At 43.0% G+C, this 14,916-nt stretch carries 15 protein-coding genes and 1 pseudogene; 8 read left to right on the top strand and 8 right to left on the bottom strand.

The genetic code is table 11. The annotated features are described in order from the left end of the window. Positions 1-170 precede the first annotated feature (170 nt). A complete protein-coding gene (locus IM456_RS09390) occupies positions 171-875 on the top strand; it encodes a polysaccharide deacetylase family protein (protein ID WP_149988459.1) in 705 nt (234 codons plus the stop codon). A gap of 664 nt (positions 876-1,539) precedes the next feature. Beyond that, a complete protein-coding gene (gene purH / locus IM456_RS09385; RefSeq protein ID WP_287694825.1) occupies positions 1,540-3,075 on the top strand; it encodes a bifunctional phosphoribosylaminoimidazolecarboxamide formyltransferase/IMP cyclohydrolase in 1,536 nt (511 codons plus the stop codon). Between the two features lie 71 nt (positions 3,076-3,146). Here the strand turns inward: purH and IM456_RS09380 are convergent, their stop codons facing one another. Next, complete coding sequence (locus IM456_RS09380) at positions 3,147-3,575, bottom strand: hypothetical protein (RefSeq protein WP_287694824.1); 429 nt, start codon at positions 3,573-3,575, stop codon at positions 3,147-3,149. A gap of 267 nt (positions 3,576-3,842) precedes the next feature. Here IM456_RS09380 and IM456_RS09375 point away from each other — a divergent pair, with 267 nt between their 5' ends. Then, positions 3,843-4,055, top strand: a complete 213-nt coding sequence (locus IM456_RS09375; protein ID WP_041804466.1) for a type II toxin-antitoxin system VapB family antitoxin — start codon at positions 3,843-3,845, stop codon at positions 4,053-4,055. Continuing rightward, positions 4,042-4,440, top strand: coding sequence for a type II toxin-antitoxin system VapC family toxin (gene vapC, locus IM456_RS09370; protein WP_002785628.1), 399 nt, complete (start codon positions 4,042-4,044; stop codon positions 4,438-4,440). Before IM456_RS09375 ends, vapC begins: the two co-directional genes overlap by 14 nt. Before the next feature lie 249 nt (positions 4,441-4,689). Here the strand turns inward: vapC and IM456_RS09365 are convergent, their stop codons facing one another. From IM456_RS09365 to IM456_RS09345, 5 genes are all read right to left on the bottom strand, one after another. Then, positions 4,690-5,031: a type II toxin-antitoxin system PemK/MazF family toxin gene (locus IM456_RS09365; RefSeq protein WP_043996813.1), complete on the bottom strand. Its 342-nt coding sequence runs from the start codon at positions 5,029-5,031 to the stop codon at positions 4,690-4,692. After that, the gene (locus IM456_RS09360; protein WP_002739747.1) at positions 5,031-5,276 is read right to left on the bottom strand and encodes a hypothetical protein; all 246 of its coding nucleotides are present in this window, start codon (positions 5,274-5,276) and stop codon (positions 5,031-5,033) included. Before IM456_RS09360 ends, IM456_RS09365 begins: the two co-directional genes overlap by 1 nt. A gap of 76 nt (positions 5,277-5,352) precedes the next feature. Next, on the bottom strand, positions 5,353-6,615 hold the full coding sequence (locus tag IM456_RS09355) for an NAD(P)/FAD-dependent oxidoreductase (RefSeq protein ID WP_149988052.1): 1,263 nt from the start codon (positions 6,613-6,615) through the stop codon (positions 5,353-5,355). Then, the gene (locus tag IM456_RS09350; protein WP_002797350.1) at positions 6,612-7,571 is read right to left on the bottom strand and encodes a hypothetical protein; all 960 of its coding nucleotides are present in this window, start codon (positions 7,569-7,571) and stop codon (positions 6,612-6,614) included. Before IM456_RS09350 ends, IM456_RS09355 begins: the two co-directional genes overlap by 4 nt. After that, entirely contained in the window at positions 7,571-9,031 is a 1,461-nt protein-coding gene (locus IM456_RS09345; protein WP_287694820.1) for an MBOAT family O-acyltransferase, read from the bottom strand. Before IM456_RS09345 ends, IM456_RS09350 begins: the two co-directional genes overlap by 1 nt. Before the next feature lie 162 nt (positions 9,032-9,193). On the opposite strand from IM456_RS09345, the gene IM456_RS09340 reads away from it, so the two are divergent. Next, on the top strand, positions 9,194-10,165 hold the full coding sequence (locus IM456_RS09340) for an FkbM family methyltransferase (RefSeq protein ID WP_287694818.1): 972 nt from the start codon (positions 9,194-9,196) through the stop codon (positions 10,163-10,165). Positions 10,166-10,276: 111 nt separating this feature from the next. Here IM456_RS09340 and IM456_RS09335 read toward each other — a convergent pair whose 3' ends face one another. Then, positions 10,277-10,702 (bottom strand): hypothetical protein, encoded by a 426-nt coding sequence (locus IM456_RS09335; RefSeq protein ID WP_272080409.1) that lies wholly within the window; start codon positions 10,700-10,702, stop codon positions 10,277-10,279. Positions 10,703-10,975: 273 nt separating this feature from the next. Continuing rightward, positions 10,976-11,974, bottom strand: a complete 999-nt coding sequence (gene galE / locus IM456_RS09330; RefSeq protein WP_149988048.1) for a UDP-glucose 4-epimerase GalE — start codon at positions 11,972-11,974, stop codon at positions 10,976-10,978. Between the two features lie 68 nt (positions 11,975-12,042). On the opposite strand from galE, the gene pap reads away from it, so the two are divergent. The 3 genes and pseudogenes from pap to IM456_RS09315 all read left to right on the top strand — a co-directional run. Next, positions 12,043-13,536: a polyphosphate:AMP phosphotransferase gene (gene pap, locus IM456_RS09325; protein WP_287694815.1), complete on the top strand. Its 1,494-nt coding sequence runs from the start codon at positions 12,043-12,045 to the stop codon at positions 13,534-13,536. A 149-nt stretch (positions 13,537-13,685) separates the two neighbouring features. Then, on the top strand, positions 13,686-14,321 hold the full coding sequence (gene purN / locus IM456_RS09320; protein WP_149988046.1) for a phosphoribosylglycinamide formyltransferase: 636 nt from the start codon (positions 13,686-13,688) through the stop codon (positions 14,319-14,321). A gap of 378 nt (positions 14,322-14,699) precedes the next feature. Further along, positions 14,700-14,916 (top strand): annotated as a pseudogene (locus tag IM456_RS09315) (transposase family protein); the annotation flags it as partial.

Raw genomic sequence — 14,916 nt, 5'->3', positions numbered from 1 at the left:
TCAATCCTTATCTGGCAAGAGATTTAATTGATTAGTTCGCTCCAGATCGCCAACAATTGACAAAAATTGCGGCAATGTCTGTCTCTATAAAGGTTTCATTCCTTATAACCCCGTCCATTGCATAAGACAAACCGAAGAACCGCTTCTATTCTCATCCCTTAACCCCCCAAATGAGCATTGCCAAATTAATTATCTCGATCGTCGCTCGACTTTTGACCGGGGCAATTTTCTATCAACCGACAGGAGAGAAAATTATCGCCCTTACTATCGATGATCTACCCACTCCCAACGATCCGGAAGGAAAATCCACCGATCGCATTTTAGCAGCGATCGCCGCTCATAATCGAGAAAAAGCCAGCCCCGTCAAGGCGACTTTTTTTCTGATCACGGGACACCTGCAACCGAACTCCACCTTGATTGAGCGTCTAATCGCCCAAGGTCACGAAATCGCTAATCACGGCAGCCAAGATCTCCGCACCAGTCAACTGGCTGCCGACGCTTTTGCCAGTCAGTTTCGGGAAGCTCACGATATTTTAAGTCGTCTTGCCGGTCAAGCTCCGCGCTGGTATCGTCCCGGTCAAGCCTTCTATAATCAATCTATGCGCTCGTTTTTGGGGAAATTCCCTGGCTATGAGTCCCGATTTGCCCTCGCTTCCATGATCCCTTTAGATACCAGAAAAGCAACGAATCATCCTCAATTTACCACTTGGTATATCTCGCAATTTATTTTCCCCGGGGCGATTTTAGTGCTTCACGGTGGTTCCCCCGAAAGAGATGAGCATACGGCGATCGTACTGAAGAATTTATTAGCTAAATTACACGATCAAGGTTATCAGGTGATGACTCTCAGCCAATTAGTTGATCACAAACGTTAAGTAGTTGGACAAAAGTAAGTACCTAAGCAAAATTAATTACACATATCTAACCACCTCTTGCCTCTTGCCTCTTGCCTCTTGCCTATCTTCACTAGGAAATTAATTTTGCACGACTACTTAAAGTTAACTGTAGGGTAAGGAGTCAGGAGTCAGGAGTCAGGAGTCAGGAGTCAGTAAGAATTGCGGCAATTTACATTTCTTAAGATAGACAACAGAATTTATGTCCGACTACTTATTAGCTGATTTTCTCGGCATTAAAGACAAAAAAAAGATGATGGGAATCTGACAACATTTGGCGATGAGGTTTGCCAAGAGGTTTTCATCAATCTCGATGGACTTGTTTACCCTGAACAATCCTCTATTTTTTTTACAAGTCAGACTAAATCTTTCCAGGAGAAGTTGCAATTTTTTTCTTGGCATAAGTTGCTATTTGAGAGACGAAAATATAGAAGTAGCTGATTAAGCTAAGACGTATTTAAACAGCTTATTCTTAAATTAGCAGAACCTCCGCCAATCCTTTTACTGTTGCCTTTTGCCTCTTGCCTATTGCCTCGTCTCAACAAGCAATTTAAATTACGAACAGCTTATTTACTAACCTACTTTTTTTAATTTTTAACGGGTTAGGGCTGGGATATACTGAAATTGTTGCTTATAGATCACTACTATGGGACGTTTAGCTCTGATCAGCGTCACTGACAAAACCGGAATAGTTGACTTTGCCCGTCAGCTAACAGAAGAATTTGATTTTGAAATTATTAGCAGTGGAGGAACCGCCAAAACGCTCCAATCGGCGGGAATTCCCGTGATTAAAGTGGGAGAATATACAGGATCTCCTGAAATCTTGGGCGGAAGGGTGAAAACTCTCCATCCTCGCATCCATGGCGGTATTTTGGCTAGACGGGATTGGCAGTCAGATTTAGCGGAAATGGAGGCTAATCAAATTCGTCCTTTTGATTTGGTGGTGGTTAATCTCTATCCCTTTGAACAGACGATCGCCAATCCTGAGGTCACCACCGCTCAGGCGATCGAACAAATCGATATCGGTGGTCCGGCGATGTTACGCGCCTCAGCTAAAAATTTCGCCCATTTGACTGTCATCAGTAACCCGAAGTATTACGAGCAGTATTTAAGCCAATTACGGCAAAATAACGGCGAAATATCCCTGGAATTCCGTCAAAAAATGGCGGGGGAAACCTTCGCTTTAACCAATGCCTACGATGGTGCGATCGCTGCCTATTTCGCCAGCTTAAACGGGGAAACGACTCGCTTTAATTTGGCAGGAAATGCCCTGCAAACCCTGCGTTACGGCGAAAATCCCCACCAAAGTGCCACTTGGTACGGCAGCGGTACAATGGCTCAAGGTTGGGGAAAAGCGACCTTATTGCAGGGAAAAGAACTAAGTTATAACAATTTAGTCGATTTAGAAGCAGCCCGCCGTTTAATCGCCGAATTCGGCAGGGAAGAACCGGCCGCCGCTATCTTGAAACACACTAATCCCTGTGGAGTGGCGATCGGTGGTAGTTTAGTGGAAGCTTATACTAAAGCTTTTCATGGCGATGCTATCTCGGCTTTTGGGGGCATTGTTGCCCTAAATCAAGCCATAGATGAAGCAACCGCTAAAGAATTAACGAAAACCTTCCTAGAATGCGTGGTAGCCCCCGATTGTAGCCCCGAAGCCCGGGATATACTCGCTAAAAAGTCAAAAGTGCGGATTTTATTGCTGCCGGATTTAACCACGGGAGAAAAACAAACAGTAAAAGTTATCGCTGGCGGTTTTCTAGTACAAGCGGCCGATGACGTGGTGGAAACTCCGGATGAGTGGCGAGTGGTGACAGAAAAACAACCTACCCCCGCACAATTAGCGGAATTACTGTTTGCTTGGAAAGTATCTAAGCACGTTAAATCTAACGCTATTGTGGTGACAAAAAATCAAACTACTTTAGGCGTTGGTGCGGGGCAAATGAATCGCGTTGGTTCGGTGAAAATTGCCCTTGAACAAGCAGGGGAAGCGGCTAAAGGTGGCTATTTAGCTAGTGATGGTTTTTTCCCTTTTGATGATTCTGTTCGCACGGCGGCTCAGTTTGGTATCGAGGCAATTGTTCAACCCGGAGGTTCTTTAAAAGATCAGGATTCAATTAATGCCGCTAATGAGTTAGGTTTAATTATGGTCTTAACAGGCATTCGTCATTTCTTGCATTAATATAAAGTTAGGGTGTGTTATTGCTTAAATTAACGCACCCCAACCAGTTATTAATTATCGGTTAATTTCCCCTATTCAATGGTCTTAAATTCACCAAAAGCGCGAGGATGGCCAGCTTTTTGGTAACAAAGAAAATAGCGCGCGGGTTCGTAATGATTTTCAGCACTAAAAGGGGAACAGAAATGATCTGCAAGTAAATCTTCTCGCACAAAGAAAGCATTTACTCCCGAAAAACTACAACCCACCAGTTTATAACCCTGTTGATGACCAAGTTTTTCTAAAGCTTTCAAACTTGATCCCATATGACTATTATATTTCCATTGGTGACTAGGATTATACTGCATCACCCAACTGGATTCGGGGGTATAAATAGCATTATATTCGAGAATTACCACCCGGGGACGATAATTAGTAATTGCTTGCCAGACCCAATAATCATTACCATCAATATCAATGGATAATAGATCTAATTCTGTCGGTACATTGCCCTCTCGAAACAAGTCTTCAATATTTGCGATCGCCGATCTTGTAGGGTGCGTTCCCTAATCTGGATCCTACTGCTCCACCGATCGATTTTTGGGAACGCACCATGCCCATAGATTGAAGTTGTGAGTTTAAGTGCGATGCCGAAGGCACTACGCCATTGCCGTATGTAGCTTAAAGCTTGAGGGTCAACTAACAAAGATATGCCCAGAGGTGGGTTAGTCATCTATCGGATTAAAATGTAAAGAGAATAATCACCCATACTTCAATCTAATATCCATCCTATGCAAATTACCCTCAACCTTGATGAATCGCTTCTCAAGGAAGCCTTTCAACTGACTAACCTCACCACCCAAGAGGAACTAATGAATCTTGCTCTACAAGAATTCGTAAGATCCCGCCGTAAGAAAAACCTTCTCGACCTTGCCGGACAAATTCAATTTGCTCCAGATTTTGATTATAAAGCCCTACGTGAAACTCGTCATGTTGCTGATTGACACATCTGTGTGGATCAGCGTCTTCCGCGATCGCAGTGGTCAAGTTCGCCAGCAACTGGAAACGTTAATTGCAAATCGTGAGATTTTACTCACCCGCTTTACCCAGCTTGAACTGCTTCAAGGGAGCTTAAACGAGCAAGAGTGGACAATCCTCTCTACTTACCTCGAAGTGCAGGATTATGTTGAACTCAGGCCTTCTTCCTGGCAAGCGGCTGCACGTATTTACTATGATCTGCGTCGTCAAGGATTGACTGTTCGCAGCCCAATTGATTGCTGTATTGCTCAAGCGGCACTGGAAAATGATCTGCTTCTGATTCACAACGACCGTGATTTTGAAACCATTGCTCAAGTGCGATCTCTTCAAAATCTCCGTTTTCAGCCCTAGGGTGCGTTCCCTAATCTGGCTCCTACTGCTCCACCGATCGATTTTTGGGAACGCACCATGCCCATTGATTGAAGCTGTGAGTTTAGTTGCGATGCCGAAAGCACTGGTTGGTCTATCGGCGCGTTACGAGGGCAAGCCTAATCGTAATCAAATTCAGAATGGTACAGTCACACGAAGGTGGCATTGGAACAGTGGAAGAATGCAAACTAAAACCTGGGCTTGGAGCGCAAATTGGTGAAACTATCTTCATTACAGTCCCATTAAGATTCTCAGTCTGTCTTCAACCAATGCCAGGGTTTCTGAGGATACAGTTCCCCATCGCTTCTCAAGTCGTTCTACTGAGATTGATCTTACGTCCTCGCACTTGATAAAACTTGGCATTTTCACTCCTCCCTCTGGGGGTTCCACTTTTAGGTGAAAAGGGATTCCTTTGTCTTTAGAAGTTACTGGCAAAACAACAACTAAGCCAGATGCACCCTGATTAAACAGGTCTGCTGAAATCACTAAACATGGACGCTTACCAGCCTGTTCATGCCCCCTTACTGGATTAAGATCTGCTAGCCATATTTCTCCTCTGGTAATTTCTGCCACTACCCTTCTACTCCATCAGCGAGAGTTTGCTCCCATGTCTGCCTTTCAGAAATTTCCTCTTGCCATAAAGTCTCATTCTTCCTTAAGGCGGCGAAGGCTTCATTCGCTTGAACTAGAAAAACATATCTGCGATAATTTTCGATGGCTTTGTCTAATACTGTTGGGAGCGTATCCCCAGAGGAGTCAACGAGTGCTAACAGCGTTTTGTGAGCAGCCTCACTAATGCTAATTTTTAATTCAGGCATACTTTTCTCTCGTAGCTTGTGTAGGGCTATTGTAGCCAATTGTGTAAGGACTAACAACCTGGTTGGAACTGATTATTTATTCTCCCTTTTGCCTTTTTCCTCTCCTGATATGTAGCCTATACTCAACGGATTTAGTATTAGATAACACCTGTGAATAACGGAGTCGGAGAAGAATTTTTTTTGCCCAATGTTGAAACACTTTCAACTGATGGCGTTTGCTGGGTAAACGCAAAATATAGACGAATCGACGCATTATATCAGCCAATCTACCACTAATATTAAGGCCAAAACTGGAGACAAGGGCTGATTGTTTACCTAGGGTTAACATATCACCTAAATGGAGATAATAATAGGGTTGGGGCGATTTTTTTCTGATCACTGCCGAGATATTTTTGGCTACTACACTGGCTGCTTGATAGGCTGCCTGTGCCGTGGCAGGAATTACCTGTTTACTCGGATAAATTTCGGCTAGATCCCCGACGGCAAAAACTTCAGGATAGTCGATTAATTGTAAACTGGAACGGGTTAATAATTTGCCTTGTTCTGTTTTCTGACAATCTAAATTATTGATCCAATCCTGTGCCTCAGTTCCTGCTGTCCACAATAATAAATCAATGGGGATAACCTCATTTGTATTATCTTTAAATATGGTTATGGAATTAGCGGTAACTTCCTTTAATCCCGTGTTTAAATAGAGACTAACATTCTTGGCTAAAAGGGAACGATAGGAAGCAATACGCACCGATTTAGGAAAGTTTTGCAGTATTTCCTCGTTCCTTTCCACTAGGTGAACTTGGCCCTTTTTTCCTAAACGATCAGCCACCTTACAGGCTAATTCTACCCCATTGGGACCGCCGCCAATAATTGCTAAATCAATTGAGGATTTTCCTTGAGTTTCTAAGTCATGAATTGCCGTTTGTAATTTTTCCACATCCTCTAAACTCCGAAAAGTTAGCCCATAATCGGCTAACCCCGGTATAGCCGGCCAACGATTCCGCACTCCCACCGCTAAAACGAGGTAATCATAATCTATAACTTCCTCATTTTCTAAATATACTCGATGATTGTTTAAGTCAATATTACTGGCTTTTTGAGGTTTTAAATTAACCTGAGTTCCTGTTAATAATTGACGGTAGGAGGGGGCAATTTCCCAGCGTTGTAATTCTCCTGTAATTAGTTCATAGAGAAGGGGAGTAAAGAGAAAATGGTCTTTTGGTTCGACTAAAGTTATTTGCCATTGACCCGATTTTACTGCTGTTAATCGACTCAGATCGAGCGCCGTGTATAACCCTCCAAAACCACCTCCCAGAATGCAAATCTTAGTTATAGGTTTATTCATGGATTTTTATTCTCAGTTGTGTTTAAGATGGGTTTCAGTTCCGAAACTAATTGTTCTGAACGAATAATTCTCGCCGGGGGCAAAAGATGATAGTGAGTGTCAGCAAAAATAGTAGAATCGGTCTTAATATTCAAGTCTTTTGGGTCATAAATTGTTGGCACAACCCGACTTAATTCTTCGGCAGATTTGCGAATATTAGCAACGGTTTTACCATCATTTTTGGCATAAACCCAGGGCAAAGAAACCACTAAAGTCGCCCCTTTTGCTTCTAAATCTTTCTTGAGTTTTTCAATAGCTTTAATCGAGTGAGGAGAAGCAGCAGTATCAAAGGTCATTTGCCACCATTTCCCCGTTCTTTCCTTAACTATAGTCGGATCACCTGTATTAGTCATTGGATCGGAAAGATAACCCGTCATTCTGCCTTTGGTGAATAAATCAACCGTGGATTTAGTAACTGGACGCATCCCCGGAATACCTAATAACCAAGTATCCTCGATCATGGTTTTTAAAGGTATCCCACCTAACCCCGGTTTGCCAATAGCGACGCTAAAAGGTGCGGACCCCCAAAGTCCTTCGCCGCGATTAAAACCGTCCTCATCCATGAGCATGAGATATTCGGGAATCAGCAGAATTACGTCTCCTTGGCGCGCTTTTTCGAGAATCATAGCGGCAATGACATTTAAGCCGATATCCCCCTGTAAACCGAAGTTAACCACGGGCATTCCCAATTCTTTGGCCATTAATTCCGAATTTATGCTATAATGCGCCCCCGATCCCGCCGTGACGATTAAACGCCGCGGTCCTTCGGTACTAGCTGCGATCGCTGATTTTTCTTCGTACATCATCCGCAACCAGCTTAATTCGCCGCCGTAGATGACATTATAAACAAAGCCGAGGGACCAAGCGACTCCCAGAGAGGCTAACCAGGGGAAAGGGTTAAAGGATTTAGTATTCATCAGAATTCAAAGTAAATAAAGTCACCGGTATTAGTGGAAGCTAGGAGAATAGTTAAACCTAGCAATATTTTAGACAGCCAAGGTGATAACAATAGTTCATATTCAAACTTTTTCTGAGCAATAGCCAAATGTTCGAGGATTAAAACAATGATACCAAGAACTAAAGCGACGCTTAAAACTGCTCCTTGATTAAGACTATAGGAACTAAAAATCTCAGCGATATTAGCTAAGGAATAATTGAAAGGATTGGCAATAACCAGCATTTTGCCGATTAATCTTCTGGTGTTCATCTCCATGAAAAAGAGACAACCAAAAATGACCGCCAATTGCGTTAAAGCCCAGGAGACAATTTGCGGCTGAGAAACGTATTTTCCGACGAAAGCATAGAAAGGTCGGCCCAGATAACGCAGTAATAATAATAATGCCCCGTGGTAAGCACCCCAAAAGATGAAATTCCAGGCCGCCCCGTGCCAGAAACCAGAGAGAGTAAAGGTAATGAATAGATAAAAAGGCGCCCAATTTTTATTGGAACCCATCAGGGGTAAAAACACATAATCCCGAAACCAAGTGCTGAGGGTAATATGCCAACGTCGCCAAAATTCGTTAATACTTTGGGATGTATAGGGGGCTAAAAAGTTTAATTCTAATCTCACCCCGACAAAATAGGCCAAACCGACGGCAATAAAGCTATAACCGCCGAAGTCAAAATAGATTCTCAGGGTGAATAAAAAGGCCTCAAACCAGATATACCAAGCATTATCGATCATCTTATCTAATTCGATGTAGGGCGCAATGTTATCGGCGAGGACAAATTTCATAAATAAACCGAGGGAAAGCCAACGCAAACCCTTCTCGAAGTTTTCTCCTGTAAATTTGAGGCGAAATCCCTCCATTTGTGGTAATAAATCCCGGCGACGCTCGATCGGACCTGCGACAATTTGGGGGAAAAAGGAGATAAAATTGACATAATCGAGGACGGCTAGGGGTTTCTTTTTCTTTTCCCGTAGGGAGTCCACCACGAAAGCCACCATCTGGAAGGTATAGAAGGATACCCCCGGCGGTATTTGGCTAGGCACGGGAATTGGGGAAAGTTCCTTCCAGTTAGGGGGGAGAGAAACGAACAATCCGATGATTTCCTGCACAAAAAAGCCGAAATACTTGAAGTAGGCGAGGACGAGAATATCGATGACGATAACGATAGTGGCTAGGAGATTCGCTTTCCAGCCGCTCATTTTCAGCACTAGCCAGACCATAATGTAGTTAAAGGCTAGGGAGACGATGAAAACGAGGAAACTGGTGCGACTGGCGTAATAAAACAGGATCAGGGACAGCGCCGCCAATCCGACTCCATCAAAAACACCTCGCCAGAGATTGAAGGACTTCGCCAGGTAGCGCGCCGTTAGGAAAGGAACGCTAAAAAGGATTAATATCCACCAAAATATAAAATCAGAGTAATTCAAGGCGTGTTAACTCCTGATGGTCTGTGTTACCTTGTTTGAGATGGGTTTCCTGACTTCTGATGCTCAGAGACGAGGGATTTTCTTGACAAGCCTATCAAACTTTGTCAGACTTGTCCATAAAATTACCTTCATCCATCCTAAAAAATCGAGGCTAGACAAGCAATGCTTTATCAAAAACTGTTAGATGCACATAAACGCTATCGACAATTTAAGACTTATCCCCATATTGCCGATCAATATTGGTCTAGTCAGTTGGCAGAGCATAATATTAATCCTAATTATGTGGCATATGATGCTAAATCTGGTCAACTTTTTTACAAACCCTTAGGGATCAGTTTAAGCAAAAATAAGCAGGATTTCCTCTTGGGTAGTAAAGTTTTTAACAAAGCTAACGCCTTAAAGACTCTGGCTGATTGTAAATTTTATATCGATGGGCAACAGGAATTAATTATCGATATCGATGGAGTTAAGTTAATTATCGAGACGGGACAGGATTTAGATATCGCCCATGAAATTTTCCTTTTAGGTGTATATAATTTCCTCTATGACAAGCCCTGTGTAGCGATCGATATTGGTATGAATACGGGTTTTGCTAGTCTCTTTTTTGCCAATCGAGCTAATGTGAAAGCTGTCTATAGTTACGAACCTTTTAAGGCTACCTACGACCAAGCTTTAAGAAATTTTGCCCTCAATCCTAATCTAGCGGAAAAGATTAAAGCTTTTGATTATGGAGTCGGCGCTCGTGATGAAATTATTCAAGTCGAATACGATTACACCGTGAAAGGTAGTGTTGGTATTTCTGGTATTGACAACCAATTAAAACCTTTTGCCTCGAAACAAACAGCTAGAGCCGATTTAATTCTTAAACCTTTCACCGATGTGTTTAAAGGTATTACCTCTGATTATCCCGACATCGATATAATTGCCAAGATTGATTGTGAAGGTTCCGAATACGAAATCCTCGATTCTTTAGCGGCAACCGGTCAATTAGGACAGATTAAAATTATCATGATGGAATGGCATAAAAAGGGTCCCGATGCTTTAGTCAAACATCTGCAAGACTTCGGTTTTATAATCTTTTCCAGGATGCCTCGCAGTAAAAATGTCGGCACTTTGTACGCAATTAAACCCTAAAGTACAGAAGTGAGGTGATGGGGAGATAGGGAGATGGGGAAATTTCAACTAATACCCCAAAACCCCAACACCTTCTAACTGATAACTGATAACTGATAACTGATAACTGCTTTACTGTGCTTGACAATAGGTATTAAAAGCTTCGCCAGTTTCTTTTTCTAATTGTCCGGCTTTTCTTACCTTTTCCTGTGCTAATTTTGCCCCGTTTTTATTGCGAGTTTCGATAACTTGAATTATTTCACGAGTGGCAGTGGCATAATCTTCGTAAACTTGAGCGAAGGCGATTTTATATTTCTCTAGTTCGGTATCCTTCACTGCTAATTTTTTCATATTTTCTGCGGCCTGTTCGATTTTATCGGCGGCTAATAGCCACCTTTTTTGGTCAATTTCTGTCCCTTGAGCGTTGGTTAAGGATTTGGTTTCTTGGGCCACTTCGTTGGCAATCCGATAGATTTTTTGACATTGAAACTGTTTACTATCAGCACAACTTGCTAAAAAAGTCAAGCCCATAAATATTAAGATTATTTTGTTATTCATAGCATTGTATTCGAGAGGATTCTGGAGAAGCTTATAACAGTAAACTATCAGCCTCTAAGTAGGGAGGCACAATTATTTGTAGGATGGGTTAGCGGTAGCGTAACATGAGCGGGCGTTGGGTTTCATGCTTCAACCCAACCTACGTTCTATCGGCACCCCCCTTATCAAGGGGGGCAGGGGGGATCAAAGACAAAATCTATCTTCAATTTAATTGAAACCACTTACTTAGAACTGTTCAATCTTATAAGATTAAAGTTTAGCACTCGATCGCTGTTAAGCGTGTCTTTTTTGATGCCAATTCCATGCGTGTTCAACTATTACCTTGAGATCGGCATATTGGGGATGCCAACCGAGAACCTGTTTAGCTTTATCACTACTGCCGATTAAAATGGGGGCATCGCCAGCCCTTCTGGGACTTTCGATTACGGGAATATCTAAACCAGTTACCGCTCGCGCTGTTTCAATCACTTCACGCACGGAAAAACCGTTACCATTGCCCAAATTAAACACATTACTTTCGCCACCATTTAAGAGATATTCTAAGCCTAAAACGTGAGCCTGTGCCAAATCATTGACATGGATATAATCGCGAACAGCAGTGCCATCGGGAGTATCATAATCCGTGCCGAAAATTGACAGGGAATCCCGTTTTTTCAGGGCAGTTAATAAAGCCAGGGGAATTAAATGGGTTTCTGGTTGGTGATCTTCCCCTAATAAACCACTGGGGTCGGCTCCTGAAGCATTAAAATAACGGAAAGCCACCGATTTTAAACCGTAGGCCGGATCAAAATCCCGAAGAATTTGTTCCACCATTTCCTTGCTGGCAGCGTAGGGACTGAGGGGATGATGGGGATGATTTTCCGTCATCGGAATTTCTTTCGGCATTCCATAAATAGCACAGGTAGAAGAAAAAACAAATTTCTTCACATCGGCGGCGATCATCGCTTGCAAAAGAGTCAGACTACCACTAACATTATTTTGATAGTAAATAGCCGGTTCTTGGACTGATTCCCCCACGGCAATAAAAGCGGCAAAGTGCATGACGGCGGCAATATGACGACTGGCAAATAAATTATCCAGCAGCGATCGATCCCTAGTATCACCGACAATTAACTCAACTTTTAATATATCCTTAATGATTTCGGCGTGACCGTAGGATAAATTATCGAGTACGATGACGGAATAACCGGCATTTTTGAGCGATAGAACCGCATGGGAACCAATATAACCCGCACCGCCAGTAACGAGAATGGTAGGTTTAACTTGAGACACGCGAAAGACCTATTTGAGATTGACTTGTCTATAACTTTATACCCTAATTTTGCTTTGAGTTGACCATCATGTTAAGTCCCCTCGATCTATCTCTTTCCCTTGACAAAGAAACTTATCAATCACAAATTAAAGATTTAATGGAACAACTGCGATCGCTACAGAAGTCCTGTTGGGAGTGTAAATTACCCGTGGTGGTGGTTTTGGAAGGTTGGGCGGCGGCAGGGAAGGGAACTTTAGTCAAAAAAATGGTTAACTATATGGATCCGCGCGGTTTTACCGTCCATCCAATTTTAACCCCTTCCCCCCAAGAGGAAAGTTACCCGTTTTTGTGGCGATTTTGGCAAAAACTGCCAGCAAAGGGCAGTATCGGCATTTTTTATCACAGTTGGTACACCCATCTACTAGAGGATCGACTCTTAAATAAATTGCCCTCCTCCCAGATTCCCCTAGTCATGCGCGATATCAACACCTTTGAGCGACAATTATTTGATGATCGGGTCGCAATCGCTAAATTCTGGATTCACCTCAGTCAAAAGGAATTAAAGTCACGCATCAAAGAATACGCCGAAAATGAGCTAGAATCTTGGCGCGTGCGTCCGGAAGATTGGCAACAGGCCAAACGTTATGATGAGTATGCCAGTTTAGCCGAGGAAATGATTACCTACACTAGCACGGGGGCCGCCCCTTGGACATTGGTGGAGGGCAACTGTCAACGTTGGGCCCGGGTAAAAGTTCTCTCCCAATTAGTCGGTACGATCGCTCAAGCTTTGGATCAGCGCCAATTACCGATCGAACCCCCTGCCAATCTACCACCCCAAGCCCAATTACTGCCCACGGAACCCGATTATCTAGGGAGAGTGGACTTAAGTGCCAAATTGGAAAAAGAAGACTATAAAATCCGTTTGCGTGAGGCACAGGTAGAATTAAGAAAACTGCAATTAGAGATTTTTCAGGCAAATATCCCCGTTTTAGTCCTCTTTGAAGGGTGGGATGCCGCCGGCAAGGGAGGTGCGATCAAACGCTTAACCGATACCCTCGATCCTCGCAGTTATCAAGTGATTGCCTTTGCTGCCCCGACGGAGGAAGAACACCGCTATCATTATCTCTGGCGCTTCTGGCGGAAATTGCCCGCGGCCAAAACTATCGGTATATTCGATCGCAGTTGGTATGGACGGGTTTTAGTGGAGAGAGTGGAAGGATTCGCTAAAGATATGGATTGGCGACGGGCATATCAAGAAATTAACGAATTTGAAGCCCAATTAACCCATTCAGGCTGTGTTTTAGTCAAATTCTGGTTACATATTAGCCCCGAAGAACAGTTAAATCGCTTCAACGAGCGCCAAAATAACCCCTATCGTCAACATAAACTCACCGATGAAGATTGGCGCAATCGGGAAAAACAGCCCCTCTACCATGTGGCAGTTAATCACATGGTAGCTCGTACTAGCACCCCCGTCGCCCCCTGGACGATCGTGGCGGCCAATGATAAGTATTTCGCCCGCGTTAAAGTCATAGAAACAGTAATTGCCGCTATTGAAACCGGTTTGAAACAACGGGGATAGGATCAGTAATCAGTGATCAGTAAACAGTAAACAGTAAACAGTAAACAGTAAACAGTGATCAGTAAATGGGGATCAAGATGAAAATAACTAACTAATTAACTTAAAACTTAAATCTGATAACTTAAATCTGATAACTGATAACTGAATTTATGAGTTTTTCCCCCAGTTTAATTTCTCCCGATCTCAGTTTGGCCGATATTCCCCTAGAGGAAACCCTCTCTTTAGGAGTGATGGCTTCTGGTAGTGGTTCCAATTTTGCTGTTTTGGCGGCAGCGATCGCCAAAAAACAACTCAATGCCCGGATTCCTGTCCTCATCTACAATAATCCCGATGCCAAGGTAAAAGAAAGAGCCGATGACTACAATATCCCTGCGGTTTTCCTCGATCATCGTCAATTTAAACCCAGAGAAGAACTTGATCGGGCAATAGTAGAAACTTTCCAGGAATACGGCGTAAAATGGGTGATTATGGCGGGCTGGATGCGGATTGTCACCCCGGTTTTACTAGATGCTTTTCCCGATCGCGTGATCAATATCCATCCTAGTTTACTACCCAGTTTTAAAGGTGTGCGCGCCGTGGAACAAGCGTTAGCGGCGGGGGTAAAAGTGACCGGATGTACTGTGCATATCGCCCGCGCGGAGGTAGATAGCGGCCCAATTTTAATGCAAGCAGTGGTTCCCATTCTCCCCGATGATACCGCCGCCAGTCTCCACGAACGCATTCAAGTGCAAGAACATCGCATTTTCCCAGTAGCGATCGCTTTAGCGGCGAAATCAGGCCTGTAGAGACAGATTTCCCGACCTCCTTGCCGAGAATACTGGCAAAAAAACGAAAATTCAAAGCAAATCGTTAAATAGGGTTTGCGGCAAAAAGTTTGTTGGTGGGGTTAGGAGTCAGGAGTCAGGAGTCAGGAGTCAGGAGAATTAAGAATGAATAATAATCAGTTAAATGGTCTATTTACAGACTTTATGCTATTTAATCCGGCTCTTCGGGAATTGTTATGCAAATAATTAACTTAAAATAAAATTCGATGAGAGCGCCTACGCTCAAAAGTAGCTGAAATCCATATAGGGAAGGACTTAAGGCACAAACAGGTTAATGCCAAAAGATAGACAATTGAGTTAAGATTTGATATAATTGCCAAAAACGAGATTATTTTACTTATGATACTTGACAAATTTTTGAACCTACAAGGAACCTGTATTCAAGGCTATCGACACCTAGAAAATATCGTTATATTTTGACGAATCGAATCGAAAAGTCAAAAAGCAATCTGTCCTCGTTGTGGGTTAGAGAGCGATAAACTCCACCAAAATCATCGACATTTAGTCAAAGATTTACCAATCTCAGGACAACCAGTGTACCTACAAGTTAATCGTC

Origin of the sequence: Microcystis sp. M079S1, assembly GCF_020246425.1 — a bacterium.
GTDB lineage: Bacteria > Cyanobacteriota > Cyanobacteriia > Cyanobacteriales > Microcystaceae > Microcystis > Microcystis aeruginosa.
This window is presented reverse-complemented; position numbering and strand designations above follow the sequence as displayed.

Bases quoted from the DNA above. Each gene is read 5' to 3' on its own strand.
- IM456_RS09390 (WP_149988459.1), top strand. From the start codon at position 171: ATGAGCATTGCCAAATTAATTATCTCGATCGTCGCTCGACTTTTGACC.
- purH (WP_287694825.1), top strand. From the start codon at position 1,540: ATGGGACGTTTAGCTCTGATCAGCGTCACTGACAAAACCGGAATAGTT.
- IM456_RS09375 (WP_041804466.1), top strand. From the start codon at position 3,843: ATGCAAATTACCCTCAACCTTGATGAATCGCTTCTCAAGGAAGCCTTT.
- vapC (WP_002785628.1), top strand. From the start codon at position 4,042: ATGTTGCTGATTGACACATCTGTGTGGATCAGCGTCTTCCGCGATCGC.
- IM456_RS09360 (WP_002739747.1), bottom strand. From the start codon at position 5,276: ATGCCTGAATTAAAAATTAGCATTAGTGAGGCTGCTCACAAAACGCTG.
- IM456_RS09355 (WP_149988052.1), bottom strand. From the start codon at position 6,615: ATGAATAAACCTATAACTAAGATTTGCATTCTGGGAGGTGGTTTTGGA.
- IM456_RS09350 (WP_002797350.1), bottom strand. From the start codon at position 7,571: ATGAATACTAAATCCTTTAACCCTTTCCCCTGGTTAGCCTCTCTGGGA.
- IM456_RS09340 (WP_287694818.1), top strand. From the start codon at position 9,194: ATGCTTTATCAAAAACTGTTAGATGCACATAAACGCTATCGACAATTT.
- IM456_RS09335 (WP_272080409.1), bottom strand. From the start codon at position 10,702: ATGAATAACAAAATAATCTTAATATTTATGGGCTTGACTTTTTTAGCA.
- pap (WP_287694815.1), top strand. From the start codon at position 12,043: ATGTTAAGTCCCCTCGATCTATCTCTTTCCCTTGACAAAGAAACTTAT.
- purN (WP_149988046.1), top strand. From the start codon at position 13,686: ATGAGTTTTTCCCCCAGTTTAATTTCTCCCGATCTCAGTTTGGCCGAT.